The following is a 19,179-nucleotide window of genomic DNA, read 5'->3' as shown; positions in this document are numbered from 1 at the left end:
GCCCATGCGCATTTCCACCTCCCAGTTTTACGAGTCCTCGGCTACCAACTACCAGAAGAACTTTTCCAAAGTGGTCCAGAGCAGCGAAGAGGCCAGCAGCCTGGTTCGCGTCAAGACCGCTGCCGACGATCCGGTAGGTGCCGCGCGCCTGCTGCAACTGGGCCAACAGGCTTCGTTGCTGGACCAGTACAAGACCAACACCAACTCGATCAAGGCCTCCCTGGGCCAGACCGAATCGGTGATGACCAGCATCAACAACGTGCTGGCCCGCGCCAAGGAACTGGCCTCCGGTGCCGGCAACGCCGGTTACACCGACGCCGACCGCCAGGCCAATGCTTCGGAACTGGGGCAGATCGAAGAGCAGTTGCTGAGCCTGATGAACTCCCAGGACGAAAACGGCAAGTACATCTTCGGTGGCTCCAAGGATGATGTTCCGCCGTTCAGCCGCAACTCCGATGGCACCTACAGCTACAACGGTGACCAGAGCAGCCTGCAACTGCCGGTCGGCGACACCATGATGATGGCCGCCAACAGCACCGGTTGGGACGTGTTCCAGCAGGCACTGAACACCAGCCGCAGCCAGGTCACCATGACCGCGCCAGCCGTGGATGACGGGCGGATTTCCCTGTCCAACGGCCAGGTGGCCAACAACGGTGCCTACAACAGCCAATTCCGCAGCGGCGAGCCTTACACCGTGTCCTTCGTGTCGGGCACCCAGCTGAAGATCGTCGACGGCAGTGGCAACGATGTGACGGCCGAGGCCAGCAAAGGCGGTGTTTTCGGCACTGCGCCGAACCAGACCGTGAGCTTCCGTGGGGTCGACCTGAGCCTGAACGTCAACCTCAAGTCCGGTGACGACGCCAACGCCGTGCTGCCGGGGCATACCTTCACCCTGGGCTCCAAGCCGGACACCTTCAACGTGGCGCGCTCTCCGGGCAACCCGAGCATGACTCAGGTCTCGAACACCAGCATTACCGATCCGGTGGCCTACAACTCCACCTTCCCCAGTGGTTCGGCAATCCTCAAGTTCACCAGCGCTACCAATTTCGATCTGTACGCTGCGCCACTGACCGCTGATAGCAAGCCGGTGTCCTCGGGCGTGGTCGGGCCGGGCAACGTCGCCACCGCGGCAGGCGTTAGCTTCACCCTGACCGGCGCGCCTTCTCCGGCGGCCAACGATCAGTTCAGTGTGTCGGTCAACACCCACGAGACCCAGAACATACTGGATACCGTGAGCCAGCTGAAAAACGCCTTGAACACGCCAACCGCCGGCAACACCCTGGCAACCCAGAAGCAACTGGCCGACCTCGCTTCGGGGATGGCCAACCTGGCCAGTGGCATCGACCAGCTGTCCATCGGTATCAGTTCGGTGGGTGGTCGTGGTTCGGCCCTGGACACCCAGACCGAAATCAACGAAAGCCTGGCAGCTGCCAACACCAAGACCCGCTCGGCCATCAGCGACTCCGATCCGGCCGAAGTGATGACCCGCCTGACCCTGCAACAGACCATGCTGCAAGCCTCGCAGCTGGCCTTCAGCAAGATTGCCCAACTGGGTCTGTTCAACAAGGTCTGAGTGCGTGGCGTTCGGGCTGGCGCCCGGACGCCGCGATCTTCGAGCAGCCAGCCGTCTTTTTTAAGCGGTCTTGCAGCCCTGGCATCACTGGCCAGGGCTCGCCGCTCGAGAGTTTCCCGCCGTGAGCCAAGCCCCTCTAGTCAGCATCGTCATTCCCGCCTTCAACCCACGCTTCTTCAGCCAGGCTCTGGAAAGTGCCTTGGCGCAGACCTATCAGCCACTGGAGATCGTTGTTTGCGACGACAGTCCCGGCGATGAAATCCAGCAGGTTGTACAAGGGCTGAGCGAACCCGCGCACCCGGTGCGTTACTTGCGCAACCCGCAACCTTTGGGGTTGCAGAAAAACCTGTTGCGCTGCGTGAAAGAGGCCCGGGGCGAGCTGATCAAGGTGCTTTGCGACGATGACCGGCTGTTTGCGCCGAGCATCGCCCTGCAGGCGCAAGTGCTGATCGAGCACCCTGAGGTCAATCTGGTGTTCGCACTACGGCTGTTCAACGACGAAGGCAACTCCATTCTTCCGCCGCGGATTGAAAACTGCCGCTTTGCGCCGCTCGACGTGCTGCTCAAAGGCGATGACATGCTGGCGATCTTCGAGGGCACGCGGAAAAATTTCCTCGGCAACTTCAGTGCGGCACTGATGCGTCGAGCCGACGTGCTGGAGGTACTGCCAGCCCTGATCCACAAGGGCGCCGGTTTTGTCGCCTTGCTGGACCTGGCGCTGTTCATCTGCCTGATGCGCCGCGGCAATCTGGCGGCCCTGTCCACCGTGTTGAGTTGCGAGCGCCTGTATCAGGGGCGTTTCAGCCGCACGCCGCAAGTGCTCAAGGCCGTTGCCACCGAATGGGAATGGCTATTGCGGATGCTCTCCGAGCGCTCTGGCGAGTCGGCGCCCGCGGCGGGCTGGGTGCGTTACGTTGACCTGGCGCGAGCTGCCGAGCAGCCACGGCCATGGCGTGAGCTGGGGGTGCTCCATGTGCTGGGCAATCGCAGCGCCGTGGTCAACGGTCGGGTAGGGGGCGAGAGTCAAAGCTACGAGGAGTTCTACCAGCAATGGCTGGCGGCACGTTGCCTGTCGGCGGCGGAACAGCGGTTGCTGCCGCAGCGCATCGAAAGCTGGCCGCGGCGGGTGCGGATCGTGCCGATCGTCATGGACCTGGCAGGTGATGGCGCCGCTCTCGAGCGGACCCTGGGCAGCCTGGCCGGCCAGTTGTACCCAGCCGAAACGATCGTGGTGTTGTCCACCGCTACCGGTACAGCCGGGGAGGCTGTGCTGCGTCAACCCTTGCGGGCCGACTGGGCCGGGCAACTCAACGAACTGATCCCTCGCCTGGATACCTGTGACTGGTTCTATCTGTTGCAGTCGGGTGACCAACTGCGTGACACGGCACTGTTGGTGCTGGCCGAGCGGATCGCCAACACCCCGGCCATGCTCTGCGCCTACAGTGACGAAGGCGCATTGCTTGATGGTCAGTCAACCGAACCGGTGTTCAAGCCCGACTTCAACCTCGATTTGATGCGTGCCTACCCTTATGTCGGGCGCTCGCTGGCCTTTTCCCGTGAGCGTTTCCTGAGTGAGGGAGGCTTCGATTGCGCACGTGGCGAGCTGGCGCCCCAGGATCTGTTGTGGCGGCTGGTGGAAAATGTGGGCCCGCAAACCATCGAGCATATTGCCGATATCCAGATCGAGTCCGAGTTCTCGTTCGCAAAGTGGCTGTCCCGGCCCCAGGTCATCGAAGCCAGTGAGGGGCTGGTCGCTGCGCACTTGCAGCGCATCGGCGTGCAGTACCGGATCCGCCATGATGATTTGCCCTTGCTCAATCGCATCGACTATCAGCACGGTGCGCGGCCGCTGGTGTCGATCATCATCACCTGCGGGGATTCGCTGCCGGCCTTGCAGCGTTGCGTCGAAGGCCTGATCGAGCAGACCGCCTACAACCATTACGAGATCCTGCTGGTGGCTGCCGGCAGTCGCGACCCGGACATGGCCGACTGGCTGGCGGCCATGGGGCAGTTGGGGGGCAACATGCTGCGGGTCTTGCCTTATGTCGGCCCCGCCAACCAGGCGGCCTTGACCAACAGCATTGCGGCCCAGGCTCGCGGCGACTACCTGCTGTTGCTCAGCCACGACACACGGATCTGCACCAGCGACTGGCTGGACGAGTTGCTCAACCAGGCCCAGCGTCCGGAGGTGGCTGTCGTGGGGGCGCGCATCCTTGCTACCGATGGCTCCATCCTGCATGCCGGGCAGGTACTGGGCATGTCTGGACCCGTGGGCTCGCCGTTCATCGGCGAGGCACTGGGTGCCCGTGGTTATATGCAGCGTCTGCAGGTGGTGCAGAACTGGAGTGCGGTCAGCCGCGACTGCCTGATGATCCGCAAGGACGTGTTCGACAGTCTGGGCGGGCTGGATGAACAGAGTTTCGGCGCTGACCTGGGGGAAGCCGACCTGTGCCTGCGCGTCGATCGCGATGGCTACCTGGTTGTCTGGACCCCCCACGCCACCCTGATGCTGGCCCCGGCGTTGGCGCCACCGCAGGCGCCTGAGCAGCAGGTGCGGGAGGCTGAACAGGAGCGCTTCTACCGTCAGTGGCTGCCGAAGATCGCTCGCGATCCAGCCTACAATCCGGCCCTGAGCCTGGGGTTCTCCAGCTTCAGCCTGGAACCCAGCCTGCGCAATAACTGGAACCCGTTCTGCTCACGAGCCTTGCCGCTGGTGCTCGGCTTGCCGGTCAACAGCAGCGCGGTCGGGCATTACCGGGTCACCGGGCCACTGCGCGAGCTGGAAGCTGCAGGCAGGGTCATCGCCCGGGTGGCATACGAATCTCCGACCACCGTGGAAATCGAGCGTTTGTCGCCCGATACCATCGTGCTCCAGGGGCGCTACAGCGACGGTGCGGCCAGCGACATTCTGCGAATGAAGAAGTACTCCAGTGCGTTGCGGGTCTTCGAACTCGATGATTACGTGGTCAGCGCGCCAAAGAAAAACAGCCATGCTCGCAACAAGCCGGCGAACATCGAGCAGATGCTGCGCGACGGCATTGCCCTGTGCGATCGGCTGGTGGTCACCACTCAGCCGCTGGCGGATGTCCTGTCGGACATGCACAGCGATATCAGGGTAGTACCCAATATGCTCGCCCCTGAGCCCTGGGCGGGGCTGAGCAGCCGTCGCGGTACTTCCAGCAAGCCGCGGGTTGGCTGGGGTGGGGGCACCAGTCACACCGGGGACCTGGAGGTCATTGCCGATGTCGTGCGTGAACTGGCCTCTGAGGTGGAATGGGTGTTCTTCGGCATGTGCCCCGACGCCTTGCGCCCTTATGTGCACGAGTTCCATCCGGCGATCGGCTTGCAGGCTTACCCCCTCAAACTCGCCAGCCTGAACCTCGACCTGGCTCTGGCACCTCTGGAGTTCCATATTTTCAATGACTGCAAGAGCAACCTGCGGTTGCTGGAGTACGGAGCCTGCGGCTACCCGGTTATTTGCACCGACACTGAGGCCTATCGTGGCTTCCTGCCGTGCACCAGGGTTCGCAGCAACACGACCGAAGAGTGGCTGCAGGCGATCCGCATGCACCTCAGCGACCCTGTTGCCAGCTACCGCATGGGAGATGAATTGCGCGAGGCGGTGCGGCGCGACTTCATGCTGGGCCCCGACAACCTGCAGCACTGGATGTGGGGCTGGTTGGCAGACTGAAGAAGCCGCTGCAAAAAAAGCCACGCCTGCCAAGCGTGGCTTTTTTGTTTCTTGCGTGGCCTCTCGCAGTGGCGGGGGCTGCGCGCTACGCACCGATGGAACTGGCGCGTTTCCTGCAGCCTTGCTGGCAATTGTCATAAAACGAACGCTGTCGATGATCGGGTGTGTCTGCCGGCGCTCATGGGTGTAGCGCACGCGTGCGGGTAGCTCCTGGCTCGCCTGTTGTGGCCGGTGCCTGGAGTCAGGCGTAGCGTTGGCCAGGTGTTGAGCAGTTCTCAAGCCAATTCTTTGGCGCATCCAGGGGCGCAGTTGCGCTCGCGGGATGGATGAGCCGAGAGGGACATGCCGGGATCGGGTTCGTACAACATTAATGATTTGAGGTTCCAGGCGATCAGCCGGATGAGGGAATGGACAGATGTGGGTTCAAACAAAAGCAAACGAGGATGCAGCCCCGATGAGTGAGCGTTTCACTCTGGTGCTATTGACCCACGAGGCCAAGGCGCTGGCACAGCGAGCGCTGCGCTACTACAGCAGCTTTGCCTGTTCAATCCTGGTTCTGGATTCCTCGGAAAAGGCGGACGAGTCTCTGGCTCGCCAATTTCCGAAGGTTGATTACCGCCACGTGCCACAGTTTTCCCGGCAGGACCAGCAGGGCAAGCTGACTTACGGTGTGGGCCTGGTCGACACGCCCTACCTGGCGATTGCCAGCGACACCGACTTTTTGATCGCCGATGGGATTAGCGCCGCGCTTGCTTTCCTTGATGCCCACCCCGATTACGCGGTCTGCCATGGCTATGGCCTGATGTATTCGGCGCGGGTCCTGGAAACCAGTTATTACCTGCGCGATCGCAAGGGGCCCGAAGACTTCGCCGCCGCGAACGGGCGTGAGCGGATCATGAGTTTCATGGGGCATTACCTGAGCCCCTTCAATGCCGTGACCCGCACCGATGTGCTGCGCCAGTGGTACAGCCAGTTGCCACCTGCGGTGAGCGCCGAGTGGCTGGATATCGGTTACGCCTTCTTCCTGCTGGCCACTGCCAAGGCGCGGATCCTGCCGGTTCCGTTCATTGTTCGTGAGGCCAATAGGGAGGCCCTGGAGCGCACGGCCCGCATTCAGGCGTTGCTGAGCAGCAAGGATGCCGGCTCGTTGGCCCAGCATCAGCAATTTGCCGAGTTTCTTGCGACCCTGCCGCACAACTGCGAAGGCCCGGATGCGCAGCAGATGAAGCAGCTGGCGCTGGACAGCTTTGCCGCCTTGGCCGAGTGCCTTGAAAGTGGCCGTTCGCTCAAGGGTGTGATGATCTTTCGCTCCACCTGGAGCGAGGTCGGCAAGGACCCGGTGCGTGCTTTCGGCTCGGAGCAGTTTGTCGAAATGCCGTTCTACAACCAGCCGATGTTCGATCTGTTGACGCAGATCGAGTTTCTTGTGCATGCGATGCCTGCGGGGCGCCTGCAGCTCAATGAGCTGGAGGGGGTGCTGCTCAAGCAGGAGGAATTGCTGCGGGTGCACTCGAATGATACGGCGCGAACCCTTCGCAGCCGGCTGTGGGAAGCCATGGCGCTGAACCTGTTCAACTTCACCGTGGTCAAGCGCCTTGCCGAGTCGATGCGCGATACCGACGAAGTGGAGGTGTTCCGCGAACTGCAGGAGTGGGCAGCCCGCCTCAAGGCGCTGCCGGCCACCGATAGCAGCGCGTTGTTTGCCAATACCCAATCCGGGCAGTTGTTCAGCTGGCTGGAAGGCCGTGGCCCGAAACCGGGTCAGTTCAAGTCGATCGCCCATCTGTTGGGAAGGCGCGCCGGCGGGCCGCAGTTTCAGATTCTGCTGCTCGACCTCGACGCCGACATGATCAAGTTGCAAGCCACTTTCGATTCCCTGATGGCCAACCACTGCAAGGCATTCAAGCTGGTGGTGCTGACCACCGGCGACCTGCCGGCGATGACCACGGCACAGGACACTGTGCACTTCGTCAAGGTCAGCCAGGGCAACTATATCGAGCGCCTGAATCAGCTGGTGGCGCAGTCCGCAGCGCACTGGGTACTCCTGATGGAGGCGGGTGACCAGCTCACCGCAAGCGGGCTGCTGCGGGCAAGCCTGGAGTTGCTGGGCGCCGAAGGCATCAGGGCCGTGGCGATGGACGAGGTGCAGCGGCAAGCCGATGGCACCTTGCGTCACGTGTTCCGTCCCGGAGTCAATCTGGACCTGCTGCAAAGCGCCCCCAATCTGATGGCGCGCCATTGGCTGCTGCATCGTGAAGTGCTGGTGCAGGCGGGTGGGTTCAACCGCGAGTTTGCTCGGGCCGTCGAGCTGGATCTGGTTCTGCGCCTGATCGAAGACGGCGGTCTGGCCGGCCTGGCTCATCTCGCCGAGCCGCTGCTGATCTGCCAGGCTGCGCCAGCCGGGGAAAATGCCGAGGAGCGCCAGGTACTGAGCCGTCACCTGGCCAATCGTGGGTATCGGGCCCAGGTCAGTTCTGCCCAGCCAGGGACCTACCAGATCGACTATCAACATGCCGAGCGGCCGCTGGTTTCGATCATTCTGCCGAGCCAGGACAACTTCGCCGAGCTGCAACGCTGTCTGGTGAGTGTGCTGCAACGTACCCGCTACCAGCGTTACGAGGTGCTGATTGCCGAGAACCACAGCCAGAACGCCGAACTCGATAGCTGGCTGGCCAGCCTGGAACGCCAGGGGGAGCGGATCCGGGTGTTGCGCAGCGGCCAGCGGGTGAGCACTTCGGCACTGCACAATGCAGCCTGCGCTGAAGCCAAGGGGGAGTACCTGCTGCTGCTTTCGGCCGATGCCGAAGTGGTCAATGCCAACTGGATCGACAGCCTGCTCAACCAGGTACAGCGTCCGGAGATCGGGATTGTCGGCGCCAGGCTGGTGAATGAGCGCGGCATGACCACCCAGGCGGGCCTGATCCTCGGCCTCAATGGCCAGTTGGGCGCAGCCTTCGCCGGAGAGGCCAAGGATGCTCCGGGCTACATGAACAGCCTCTGGGTGGAGAAGAACTACTCGGCGGTATCCGGCGTCTGCCTGATGATCGCCAAGGCGTTGTTCGAGGCCGTAGGTGGTTTGGACGAGGAGCATTTCGACCAGGCCTTCGCCGATGTCGACCTGTGCCTGAAGGTGGCCGATGCCGGTTATCTCACCGTCCTGACTCCGCAAGCGCAGGTCATGCATCCCGGCACCCTGGCGCAAGATCCACAGGCCTTGGCAGCCCTGAAAGACAAATGGGCGGCGCGCTTTGCGCAGGATGCGGCCTACAACCAGAACCTGGCGTTGACTGGCAAGGGCTTTGCCCTGGGGACCGCGAGCCGGGTGGACTGGCAGCAGTTGCTGTCCAATTGATCACTGCCCCAAGGAGATCCACATGCACAACAGCCTATTGATGCTTCACCGGGTGTCTGAGTGCCTGAGCAGGCCGTCCTGCAATGGACTGCCATCATGACTCCCTATCGGATTCCCTATGGGCGTCAAAGCATCAGTCAGGCCGACATTGATGCTGTGGTGCAAGTGCTTGAGTCTCCCTGGCTGACCCAGGGGCCGACCATTGAGCGCTTTGAGCGTGGGTTGGCCGAGTATTGCCAGGCCGAACATGCAGTGGCTGTGTGTAATGCCACGGCGGCATTGCATATTGCCTGCCTGGCTGCCGGCCTGGGGCAGGGGGACCTGCTGTGGACCAGCCCCAATACCTTCGTCGCCTCGGCCAATTGCGCGCGTTACTGTGGCGCCCGGGTAGACTTCGTCGACATCGATCCGCATACCTGGAACATGGATGCGAACCTGCTGGCGCAGAAGCTTGAAGTGGCAGAGCGCAGCGGCACCTTGCCGAAGGTTGTGGTGGTGGTGGCTTTTGCCGGCCAGAGTGCCGATATGCAGGCTATCGCCGAGCTTTCCCGGCGCTACGGTTTTGTCCTGATCGAAGATGCAGCCCATGCGGTGGGGGCTTCCTATCTGGGACGTCCGGTGGGGTGTGGGGCCCATGCGGCGATGACCATCTTCAGTTTTCATCCGGTGAAGATCATTACCAGCGCCGAAGGCGGAATGGTGCTCACCAATAATCCGGAGTACGCCGAGCGGATGCGGCGTTTGCGCAGCCATGGCATTACCAGTGATCCGGGGTTGATGCAGGTTCCGGATAACGGGCTCTGGTACTACCAGCAATTGGAGCTGGGTTTCAATTATCGAATGACCGATCTGCATGCTGCACTGGGCTTGTCGCAGATGGCACGGCTCGATGAGTTTGTGGCCCGACGCCGCGAGCTCGCTACGCGTTACCAGGAGCTGCTGGCGGATCTGCCTTTGACCCTGCCGACTCTGCAGGAGGGCGCCGATTCGGCGTGGCATCTGTATGTGGTGCGGCTGGATCTGAGCCGTATCAGCCTGAGTCAGAAGCAGGTCTTTGATGCGCTGCGCGCCGCGGGCCTTGGGGTAAACCTGCACTACATTCCCGTGCATCTACAGCCTTACTATCAGGAGCAGGGGTTCGCCGAGGGAGACTTCCCCCAAGCCGAGCGCTACTTCCTTGAGGCTCTCAGTCTGCCTCTTTTCCCGGAGCTGACCGACGCGCTGCAAGATGAAGTGGTGGCACATATGCGGCGGATTCTGCTTTGACGGTTTTTGCCATGGCTGGATCTTGCTTCCCTCAGGCTGCATCGTCAGGTCCTGGTTGTTTGAACGAGGCGGGGGCCTATTGCGTGGAGCGCGATGTGTGAGTTGTGTGGCCTTGATCCCTGCCCGAGGTGGCAGCAAGCGAATTGCGAGGAAGAACCTCAAGCCCTTCGATGGCGTGCCGATGCTCGCCCGTTCCATCGATAAGGCGCTGGGTTCGGGGTTGTTCCAGTGCGTGGTGGTCAGCACTGACGATCCCGAGATCGCCGAGCTGGCCATTGCCTGTGGCGCAGAGGTGCCTTTTGTCCGACCGCAGGCTCTGGCGGATGACTTCACCGGCACTGCGGCGGTGATCGTGCATGCCTTGCAAACCTTGCGGGAGCTGGGGCAGCAATTCGAATATGCCTGTTGCATCTATGCCACCGCCCCCCTGTTGCAACTGCGTTTTTTGCGCCAGGGGCTGGCGTTGCTGGAGCAGCATCAGGACAGGTCGTTTGCCTTTTCGGTGTGTAGTTTTGGTTTTCCGGTGCAACGGGCGCTGACGCTCGACGAGCAGGGCGCTCTGGGCGCGCTGTATCCGGAGTTCAGTCAGGCCCGCTCCCAGGATTTGCCCGTGGCTTATCAGGATGCGGCGCAGTTCTACTGGGGTAGAAGCCAGGCCTGGCTGGAGGGGGAGGCGTTGTTCTCTTCTCGCAGCTTGCCGGTGATCCTGCCGCGTCACCTGGTGCAGGATATAGACACCGAAGAGGATTGGCGGCGGGCGCAATACCTGTACGCGGCGCTCAAGGCCGCAGGAGAGCTGGAGTGAGGGTGCTGATCCGGGCTGACGCCTCGCCGGCGATCGGCAGCGGCCACGTGGCCCGCTGCTTGACCCTGGCTCAGGTGCTGCGCCAGCAGGGTGCCGAAGTTGCATTCGCCTGCCGTCGCCTGCCCGGCAATCGCCTGGCGGCCTTGCAAGCTGAAGGCTTTCCGACCTTTGCACTGCCTGAGTTCTATACCGATGAGAATCCTCGGTTGGGTATCGAAGCGCCCTTGCCCTGGCAGGCCGATATCGTGGCACTGCAGGAAGCCCTGGTAGATCAGCCGGCCTTCGACTGGGTGCTGGTGGATCACTACGGCCTTGATCATCAGTGGCAAAGCGCCGCTCGCCAGTGGGCGCCGCGGATCGCCGCGATCGATGATCTGGCCAACCGCCGGCATGCCGCAGATCTGTTGCTGGACCAGAACTTCAGTGGCTCGGCCGAAGCGTATGCCGGGTTGTACGGCACACAGTGCCGGACCTTGTTCGGGCCGCACTTTGCCTTGCTGCGTGAGGAGTTCCGGCGTCCTCCGATCCTGATTCGGCCGCAGGCCCAGCGGCTGCTGGTGAACTTTGGAGGTTTCGATGCTGCCGGCCAGACCCTCAAGGCCATGCTGGCGCTGGCGGACCTGCATGAGCTGCAGGTGGATTTTGTTGCTGGCAGTGGCAACCCGGATTGGCAGGCCATGCAGGTGCTGGCAGCAGACCGGCCGAACTGGCACTTGCACAGTTATGTGAACGACTTCGCCGGGTTGCTGGCCGAAGCAGACCTGTGCCTGGGGGCCGGGGGCGGTACCAGTTGGGAGCGTGCAGTGCTGGGCGTGCCTACGTTGTGCATCACCGTGGCCGGCAATCAGCAGGCCAATGCCCGGCTGTTGGCTGAAGCGGGTGCCCACTTGTACCTGGGGCCTTGTGAGCAGGTGGAAGTCGAACAACTGCGCGATGCCGTGAAGCTCATGCTGGGCAACCCTGGATTGCGCCACAGCCTGGCTGCTCGTGCCCGGAAGCTGGTCGATGGCCTGGGCTCGCAGCGGGTGGCCGCGGCGCTGTTCGCGGCGGCAGTGCGTCTGCGACCGGCGACCCTTGACGATGCCCAGCTGCTATTTGACGGGCGCAATAGTGATCTGGTCAGGCGCTGGTCGCAGCAGCCCGAGGCCATCGACTGGTCGAGCCATGTGCAGTGGCTGGAGGCCTGTCTGAGCGACCCACAGTGTTTGCTGCTGATCGCCGAGTTGCCAGATGGCCCTCTGGGAATGCTGCGTTATGACCGGGAGGGAGGGCAGGCCGAGGTGTCGATCTACCTGTTCGCCGGACGCTTCGGGCTAGGCTGGGGGCAGGTTCTACTGGAGCGGGGGGAGGCCTGCCTGCTGCGCCATTGGCCCGATGTGCAGCGCCTGCGGGCACAGGTCCTGTCGGATAACCAAGTGTCGCTGAGTTTGTTTCGCCGGGCTGGCTATCGCCAAGGCGCCTGCGAATTCACCCGTATGTTGAAGGAACATCTGGATGACTAGTTTCAAGATTGGCTCGCGCTTCGTGGGCGCCGGCCATGGGCCGTTGATCATTGCGGAGATGAGCGGCAACCATAACCAGTCGCTGGATGTGGCCTTGCAGATTGTCGAGGCAGCGGCCAAGGCCGGTGCCCATGCACTGAAGTTGCAGACCTATACCGCCGACACCATGACGCTGGACCTCGCTCAGGGCGAGTTCTTCATCAAGGACCCGGACAGCCTCTGGGCCGGATCATCGCTCTACCAGCTGTACCAACAGGCCCACACACCCTGGGAATGGCATCAGCCGATCTTTGCCCGGGCCAAGGCCCTGGGCATGCTGGCCTTCTCCACGCCATTCGATGAGAGCGCCGTGGATTTCCTGGAAAGCCTCGACGTTCCGGCCTACAAGATCGCCAGTTTTGAAAACACCGACCTGCCGTTGATTCGTCGGGTGGCCGCTACCGGCAAGCCCCTGATCATCTCCACTGGCATGGCCAGCATTGCCGAGCTGGACGAAAGTGTCCGGGCTGCACGACAGGCGGGTTGCCGCGATCTGGTGCTGCTCAAGTGCACCAGCACCTATCCTGCATCACCGACCAACAGCAATCTGCTGACCATTCCTCATCTGCGGGAGCTGTTCGGCTGTGAGGTGGGCTTGTCCGATCACAGCATGGGTGTCGGTGTGTCCGTGGCGGCGGTGGCGTTAGGTGCCACAGTGATCGAGAAACATTTCACCCTGGATCGAGCTGCCGGTGGGGTCGACGCCAGCTTCTCCCTGGAGCCTGCAGAGATGGCCAGCCTGGTGCTGGAAACCGAGCGGGCCTGGCAGGCCATGGGGCAGGTCAGCTATGGCGCCACCCAGGCCGAGAGCAAATCGCTGGTTTACCGCCGGTCGCTGTATGTCACCCAAGACATGCAGGCCGGAGAGCTGTTCAGCGCCGAAAACGTGCGGGCCATCCGTCCCGGGCTGGGGCTCGCTCCCAAGCACTATGACGCCCTGCTTGGCCGTCGCGCGCGCCAGGCCCTCAAGCGCGGCACCGCGCTGGACTGGGCATTCGTCGAGTAGTCCTTTGTATGGCAGTTTCGGCAAAATAGCGTGACCTGTGAGTCATAACGTGCATCTTCACTGTATTGTATCGCCCGGGAAGATGGCGCCAGCCCTGTGTGACAGGTCCAGTGATAGCCCTTGGTTCTTCCCGATACCGCCGTGTTTCGGCGCAAGTATCTGTGTTTTTTCGGCAGCCCCTGCTCGGTCATCGCGCGGGGGTATTGAGCTGTTTATTATTGGGAAGCCGTAATGATTGGCATAAAAAGCATTGCGAGCTACGTGCCTGTAGCCGGCGTGGACAATTACGCACAAGGTGCAAAATTCGCCAAGGATGAAGAGTTCATCCTGGGCAAGATCGGTTCGGCCTTCCTGCCGCGCAAAGACGCCGGGCAAGAAACCTCCGATCTGTGTGTCGAAGCAGTCAATGCATTGTTTGCCGCTAACCCGGAACTCAAGCGCGAAGCCATCGATGTGTTGATCGTGGTTACCCAGAACGGTGACGAAGAAGGTTTGCCTCACACCGCAGCGATCGTACAGGACAAGCTGGGCCTGCCCACCACCGTCGCGGCCTTTGATATTTCCCTGGGTTGCTCCGGATACGTCTACGGCATCTATGCCATCAAGGGGTTCATGGAAGCTGCTGGCCTGAAGAATGGCCTGCTGGTCACCGCTGACCCTTACTCGAAGATTGTCGATCCCGAAGATCGCAATACCACCATGCTGTTCGGTGACGCCGCCACGGCCACTTGGCTGGGCGAAGACGCCACCTGGCAGCTGGGCAAGGCCAAGTTCGGTACCGACGGCTCGGGGGCTCCGCACCTGAAGGTCACCGATGGTGTGTTCTTCATGAACGGCCGCCAGGTGTTCAACTTCGCTCTGTTGAAAGTGCCCGCGCACCTGCACGAGTTGCTGGATGAGTCGGGGCTGAAGTCTGACGATATCGATGCCTTCTGCATTCACCAGGGCAGCGCGGCGATCGTCGATGCGGTGGCCCGGCGTTTCGAAGGCAACCCCGACAAGTTCATCAAGGACATGGTGGAGACCGGCAATACCGTGTCCTCCAGCATTCCGCTACTGCTGGAAAAGCACATGTTCGATTCCAGTTGGAAGCGCGTTGCCCTCAGTGGCTTCGGCGTTGGTCTGTCCTGGGGATCGGCCATCATCTACCGCTCCTGAGTTTCAGCTCGCAGCGGCACAGATAGCGCTCAAGGTGTAATCTTGAGCGCTATTTTTTTGCACGAGTGATAAGCGAGGCGGCATGAGCGACAGCTTTGAACACAACGCCCGGGTGATTGGCGAGCGCTGGCCGGCGCTGCTGGCACGGGTGCAGGCTGAGGATGCTGCTGTGCTGCAGGCGGATCTGGTGGAAGGCCTTGGCTCGACCCTGAGCATTGGCGGGGTCCAGCTGACCAGTCGCCATGATCGCAGTCGCGAGGCTCAGGTCCAGGCCGCCAGCCTGCCTGAGGCGGCGGTATTGCATCTTTACGGCTGTGGCTTGGGTGACCTGCAAATGGCGTTGCTGCAGCGGCCGGGGCTGGAGCGTCTGTATGTGCACATTCTCAATGGCGCACTGTTCAAGCTGGTGCTGCAACTGCTGGAGCAGCAGGCCTGGCTGGCTGATCCGCGGGTCGAGTTGTTGTATGCCGGCGACCTGCCGGAGATTGCATTGCCGTTTTTCGCCCTGCCGGCCGAGCTGGTGCTGGCCGATGACTACAACGCGAAGATCCGCGATCGGTTGATCAGCGAGACTCATCTGTCCTTCAATAATCGTTTGTTTGCCGCAGATACAGCGGATATCGCCGAGCGCCTGGCTGCCATTGAGCCTTGGGTTGGGATGGATCGCGATATTGCCGAGCTGTTTGATCGCAATCCCGGGAGTGAAGTCTTTGTTATCGCTACGGGGCCGAGCCTGGAGCATCACTACGCGGCATTGCGCGCGGTGTCCGGCCAGGCGCAGCGGCCGCTGCTGATCTGTGTCGACACGGCATACCAGCCGCTGCTCAAAGAGGGCATCCGGGTGGACCTGGTGGTGAGTGTCGACCAGCGAATTTCCACCCGGCACCTGCCTGCTCAAGGCAGTGACGGCACCGCTCTGGTGTATATGCCGCTGGCGGACCCGCAGGTACTCGAGGGCTGGCTCGGGCCGCGGTATGTGGCGTATTCCGCCAGCCCGGTGTTCCAGGCATTGCGCCAGCGCATACCCCGGGCACAGCTGCATGCCGGTGGCAGCGTGATTCATCCGGCCGTGGATCTGGCGGTGAAGATGGGAGGGCGACGGATCACCCTGTTTGGTGCGGACTTCGCGTTCCCCATGAACCGTACCCATGCCGGTTGGCATGACGGCGATCTTGGGCCGCAACTCGGCGCGGCCCGACACTGGGTGCTGGATGGGCATGGGCAGCGAGTCAAGACCCAGCTTAATTTCCGCAGCTACCTGTGTGAACTGGAGCGCTATATCAGCAGTCAGCCTGAGGTGGCGTTTTTCAATACCAGCCGTGATGGCGCGATGATCCTCGGTACCACCTTTCACCCGGATTTTGCTCAATGAATCAGCTAGAGCCTGTGTTTTCCCGAGCCAGAGAAGTCGCCGATCTGTTTCGTCTGGGACGTGATGTCGAGGCGGTGGGTGTCATGGTTGAGCTGTTCGATCCCATCCAGTCGTTGGTGGATGGAGCTGTGCTGCCTGTCCAGCAGGATTGGGCGCAATTGCTGACCCTGATGCTGGCATGCCAGGAAGGGCAGGACTGGTTGGGATTGGCCGACTATCTGGAGTACGAGCTGCTGGACTGGTTGCAGGCCGAGTTTGGTGGATGAGGGGGGGGGGCAGGCTGGGCGAGTGTTTTTGGTGGGGATTTTCTGGCGTCAGTTTTTCGTTCGGTGTTGGCTTAACCCCTTGTTTTCCGAGGGATGGCCGGGTGATGGCAAATATTTTTGAAAAAGCCCTAAAGCAACTTGCATTACCGACGATAACTATTACGAAGGTTCTCTAGGCCATTACCCGGCGGTTGCCAGGGCCGGAAGCCGCAGTACCCAACCAACGAGGAATTCGTCATGGCTTTAACAGTAAACACTAACGTCACGTCGTTGAACGTTCAGAAAAACCTGAACCGCGCTTCCGACGCTCTGTCGACTTCGATGACTCGCCTGTCTTCCGGCCTGAAGATCAACAGTGCAAAAGACGACGCCGCCGGCCTGCAGATCGCTACCCGCATGACTTCGCAGATCCGTGGTCAGACCATGGCGATCAAAAACGCCAACGACGGTATCTCCATCGCCCAGACCGCTGAAGGCGCGATGCAAGAATCCACCAACATCCTGCAGCGTATGCGTGAACTGGCTGTTCAGTCGCGAAACGACTCCAACGGTACTCAAGACCGCGTTGCTCTGAACAAAGAATTTGCTCAGATGTCGGACGAGCTGACTCGTATCGCCAAGTCGACCAACCTGAACGGCAAGAACCTGATCGACGGTTCCGCTGGCACCATGACCTTCCAGGTTGGTTCCAACACCGGTTCCACCAACCAGATCACCATCACCCTGGACAGCGGCTTCGACGCTGCCACCCTGGGCGTTGACTCCGGCACCATCAACATCACCGGTAACGACAGCACCACTGCCGAGACCAACACCAAGGCCGCGATGGACGCCATCGACAAGGCTCTGGCTACCATCAACTCCAGCCGTGCGGACCTCGGTGCTGCCCAGAACCGTCTGACCAGCACCATCTCCAACCTGCAGAACATCAACGAAAACGCCAGTGCTGCACTGGGTCGCGTACAAGATACCGACTTCGCTGCTGAAACTGCCCAACTGACCAAGCAGCAGACTCTGCAACAAGCTTCGACCGCAGTTCTGGCCCAGGCCAACCAACTGCCATCCGCTGTACTGAAACTGCTTCAGTAATAGCTGGCTAAGCTTTGGCGGGGGAGTGCGCTGGTCGTGCTCTCTCGCTTTTTTACTTTAAGAGGTGATGGACATGGATATGAGCGTGAAGCTGAACTTGTCTTATCCAGCGGCCAAGCCGGTGACACCTGTCGCTGACAAGCCCGTGGAGAAGCCTCGAGAGGTCGTTCCTGCAGTTGCCAAAACCGCGGCTCAGGACAGTAAGAAAGAAGCTCGGACCGAGCAGGAAAAGTTGAAAATGGCCGTTCAGGAAATTGAAAAGTTCGTCCAGTCGGTCAAGCGCAATCTAGAATTCTCGATCGACGAGCCTTCCGGAAAGGTCGTGGTCAAAGTCATTGCCAGTGATTCGGGTGAAGTGGTTCGCCAGATCCCCAATGAAGAAGTGTTGAAACTGGCCAATAGCTTGAATGATGCGAGTAGTCTGTTGTTCAGTGCCAAGGCCTGACAGCTGGCATGAAAATTGTTGCTGGTTACGTTTGAGCGCTGTTGTGGTCAAAAGACTGGCGGCACACTGAAGGGAGAGACACATGGCAAGTCCAATTCTACCGGGTACCGGCTTGGGTTCCGGCCTCGACACCGGTGCTATCGTCAAGGCGTTGGTAGCTGCTGACAAGGCGGCCAAGCAAGGTCAGATCGATCGCGCGACCACCACCAATAGCGCCAGTATTTCTGGTATCGGGACATTGCAGTCGTTGTTGTCGACCTTCCAGAGCACGCTGTCGGTTGCTGGGCTGGGAAGCTCTGTGAATCCCGCCTTTGCCGGTTTCGCTGCGACCTCCAGCGACAGCAAGACCGTAGACGCCACCGCAGACAACTATGCGGTTGCCGGCAAATACTCGGTTACCGTCAAAAATCTTGCAACTTCGTCAAAAGTGGCTAGTGCGGCTTTTAGCGGAGGAAATACCAGTGCCATTCCGAGTGGTACGTTAAACATCACTCAAAATGGCATTAACTACCCGTTGACCGTCGGCGCCAATGCGACGCTGCAATCGGTGCGTGACTCGATCAACGCCGATTCGAAGATGAACATGGCCGGGCTCAGCGCGAACATCGTGACCGACTCGTTCGGTTCGCGACTAGTGATCGGCTCCGAAAAGACCGGTGCGGGCACCGACATTTCTGTCAGCGGTATTGCCGGTTTGGAGATCGATGGCACTCAGCCGATGTCGAGTGATACCAATCCGGCTTCCGCTGCCTCATCCGGTAATATCGGTGGGCTGGCCAAAGACGCGGTTTTCAGTGTCGACGGCATGCAACTGACCAGCAAGACCAATACAGTCACGCAGGCCATTTCCGGTCTTAAACTCAATCTGGTTGCGCCAACCACCACGCCGATCACCGTGACAGTTGCCACAAACACTGAGGGTCTTAAGACCTCGATCCAGAAGTTTGTCGACGCCTATAACGCCGTGGCCAATGGCATTACTACGCTGACCAAGCCTTCCCTGGATGATAGTGGCAACCCGACCATCCCGGCACAGCTCACTGGTGACTCGCTGCCTCGTTCGATTCTGGCGGCTATTCGTGCACCGCTGTCCGAAACGGGTGCCGGCGACAAGTTGACAGTGCTGGCGCAGTTGGGGATCACCACCAACCAGAAGACCGGTGCACTGGATTTCGACGACAAGAAATTCACGGCTGCTATGACCGACAAGAAGCTCGGTGGTGAAGTGCAGAAGCTGTTTACCGGTGATGGTACCAACCCGGGTCTGCTGGAGCGCATGACTAACGCGATCAAGCCGTTTACCCAGGGTGTAGGTAGCATGACCGAGGGGATCCTGACCACTCGTACCAAGACCCTGGATATCACCAAGAAAAAGCTCAGTGATCAACAGGATGCCCTGGATCGGCGGGTGGCTACCCTGACCGCGGTATTGACCAAGAAGTACAACGACATGGACACCCTGGTGGGCAAGCTGAAGGCCACCGCCAGCAACATCACGTCGATGTTTGAAGCCTTGACCGCACAGCAAAAAGGCTGATATTCACTCAGCGCCAAAAGCCCGGCAGCGTTTTTCAGCGCTCCGGGCTTTTGTATTTGGCCTAAAGTTTTTTGACGT

General features: G+C 60.9%; 13 protein-coding genes. All 13 read left to right on the top strand.

Annotated elements, in window-relative coordinates; genetic code table 11:
• Positions 1-4 precede the first annotated feature (4 nt).
• The 13 genes from BLS75_RS20810 to fliD all read left to right on the top strand — a co-directional run bounded on the left by BLS75_RS20810 (position 5) and on the right by fliD (position 19,101).
• Positions 5-1,573, top strand: a complete 1,569-nt coding sequence (locus BLS75_RS20810; protein ID WP_011059955.1) for a flagellar hook-associated protein 3 — start codon at positions 5-7, stop codon at positions 1,571-1,573.
• Between the two features lie 121 nt (positions 1,574-1,694).
• Positions 1,695-5,264, top strand: coding sequence for a glycosyltransferase (locus BLS75_RS20805; protein ID WP_072451694.1), 3,570 nt, complete (start codon positions 1,695-1,697; stop codon positions 5,262-5,264).
• 415 nt (positions 5,265-5,679) lie between these two features.
• Entirely contained in the window at positions 5,680-8,616 is a 2,937-nt protein-coding gene (locus tag BLS75_RS20800) for a TIGR00180 family glycosyltransferase (protein ID WP_072451693.1), read from the top strand.
• Positions 8,617-8,712: 96 nt separating this feature from the next.
• Positions 8,713-9,882 (top strand): UDP-4-amino-4,6-dideoxy-N-acetyl-beta-L-altrosamine transaminase, encoded by a 1,170-nt coding sequence (gene pseC, locus BLS75_RS20795; protein ID WP_072451692.1) that lies wholly within the window; start codon positions 8,713-8,715, stop codon positions 9,880-9,882.
• Between the two features lie 97 nt (positions 9,883-9,979).
• A complete protein-coding gene (gene pseF / locus BLS75_RS20790; protein ID WP_072451691.1) occupies positions 9,980-10,687 on the top strand; it encodes a pseudaminic acid cytidylyltransferase in 708 nt (235 codons plus the stop codon).
• Positions 10,684-12,189, top strand: coding sequence for a UDP-2,4-diacetamido-2,4,6-trideoxy-beta-L-altropyranose hydrolase (gene pseG, locus BLS75_RS20785; RefSeq protein ID WP_072451690.1), 1,506 nt, complete (start codon positions 10,684-10,686; stop codon positions 12,187-12,189). The genes pseF and pseG overlap by 4 nt, the downstream gene beginning before the upstream one ends.
• Positions 12,182-13,234: a pseudaminic acid synthase gene (pseI, locus tag BLS75_RS20780; RefSeq protein ID WP_072451689.1), complete on the top strand. Its 1,053-nt coding sequence runs from the start codon at positions 12,182-12,184 to the stop codon at positions 13,232-13,234. The genes pseG and pseI overlap by 8 nt, the downstream gene beginning before the upstream one ends.
• A 231-nt stretch (positions 13,235-13,465) precedes the next feature.
• Positions 13,466-14,392: a ketoacyl-ACP synthase III gene (locus BLS75_RS20775; RefSeq protein WP_011059962.1), complete on the top strand. Its 927-nt coding sequence runs from the start codon at positions 13,466-13,468 to the stop codon at positions 14,390-14,392.
• Positions 14,393-14,474: 82 nt separating this feature from the next.
• A complete protein-coding gene (locus BLS75_RS20770) occupies positions 14,475-15,764 on the top strand; it encodes a motility associated factor glycosyltransferase family protein (RefSeq protein ID WP_072451688.1) in 1,290 nt (429 codons plus the stop codon).
• Entirely contained in the window at positions 15,761-16,030 is a 270-nt protein-coding gene (locus BLS75_RS20765; protein ID WP_072451687.1) for a hypothetical protein, read from the top strand. Before BLS75_RS20770 ends, BLS75_RS20765 begins: the two co-directional genes overlap by 4 nt.
• Positions 16,031-16,267: 237 nt before the next feature.
• Positions 16,268-17,119 (top strand): flagellin domain-containing protein, encoded by an 852-nt coding sequence (locus BLS75_RS20760; RefSeq protein WP_011059965.1) that lies wholly within the window; start codon positions 16,268-16,270, stop codon positions 17,117-17,119.
• 73 nt (positions 17,120-17,192) lie between these two features.
• The gene (locus BLS75_RS20755; RefSeq protein ID WP_015634628.1) at positions 17,193-17,564 is read left to right on the top strand and encodes a flagellar protein FlaG; all 372 of its coding nucleotides are present in this window, start codon (positions 17,193-17,195) and stop codon (positions 17,562-17,564) included.
• A gap of 82 nt (positions 17,565-17,646) precedes the next feature.
• On the top strand, positions 17,647-19,101 hold the full coding sequence (gene fliD, locus BLS75_RS20750) for a flagellar filament capping protein FliD (protein ID WP_011059967.1): 1,455 nt from the start codon (positions 17,647-17,649) through the stop codon (positions 19,099-19,101).
• The last annotated feature ends 78 nt before the right edge of the window (positions 19,102-19,179 follow it).

The organism is Pseudomonas sp. NFPP12 (assembly GCF_900103205.1).
Classification (GTDB): domain Bacteria; phylum Pseudomonadota; class Gammaproteobacteria; order Pseudomonadales; family Pseudomonadaceae; genus Aquipseudomonas; species Aquipseudomonas protegens.
Note: the sequence above shows the minus strand (reverse complement) of the source record. Positions and strands in the feature narration are given on the sequence as shown.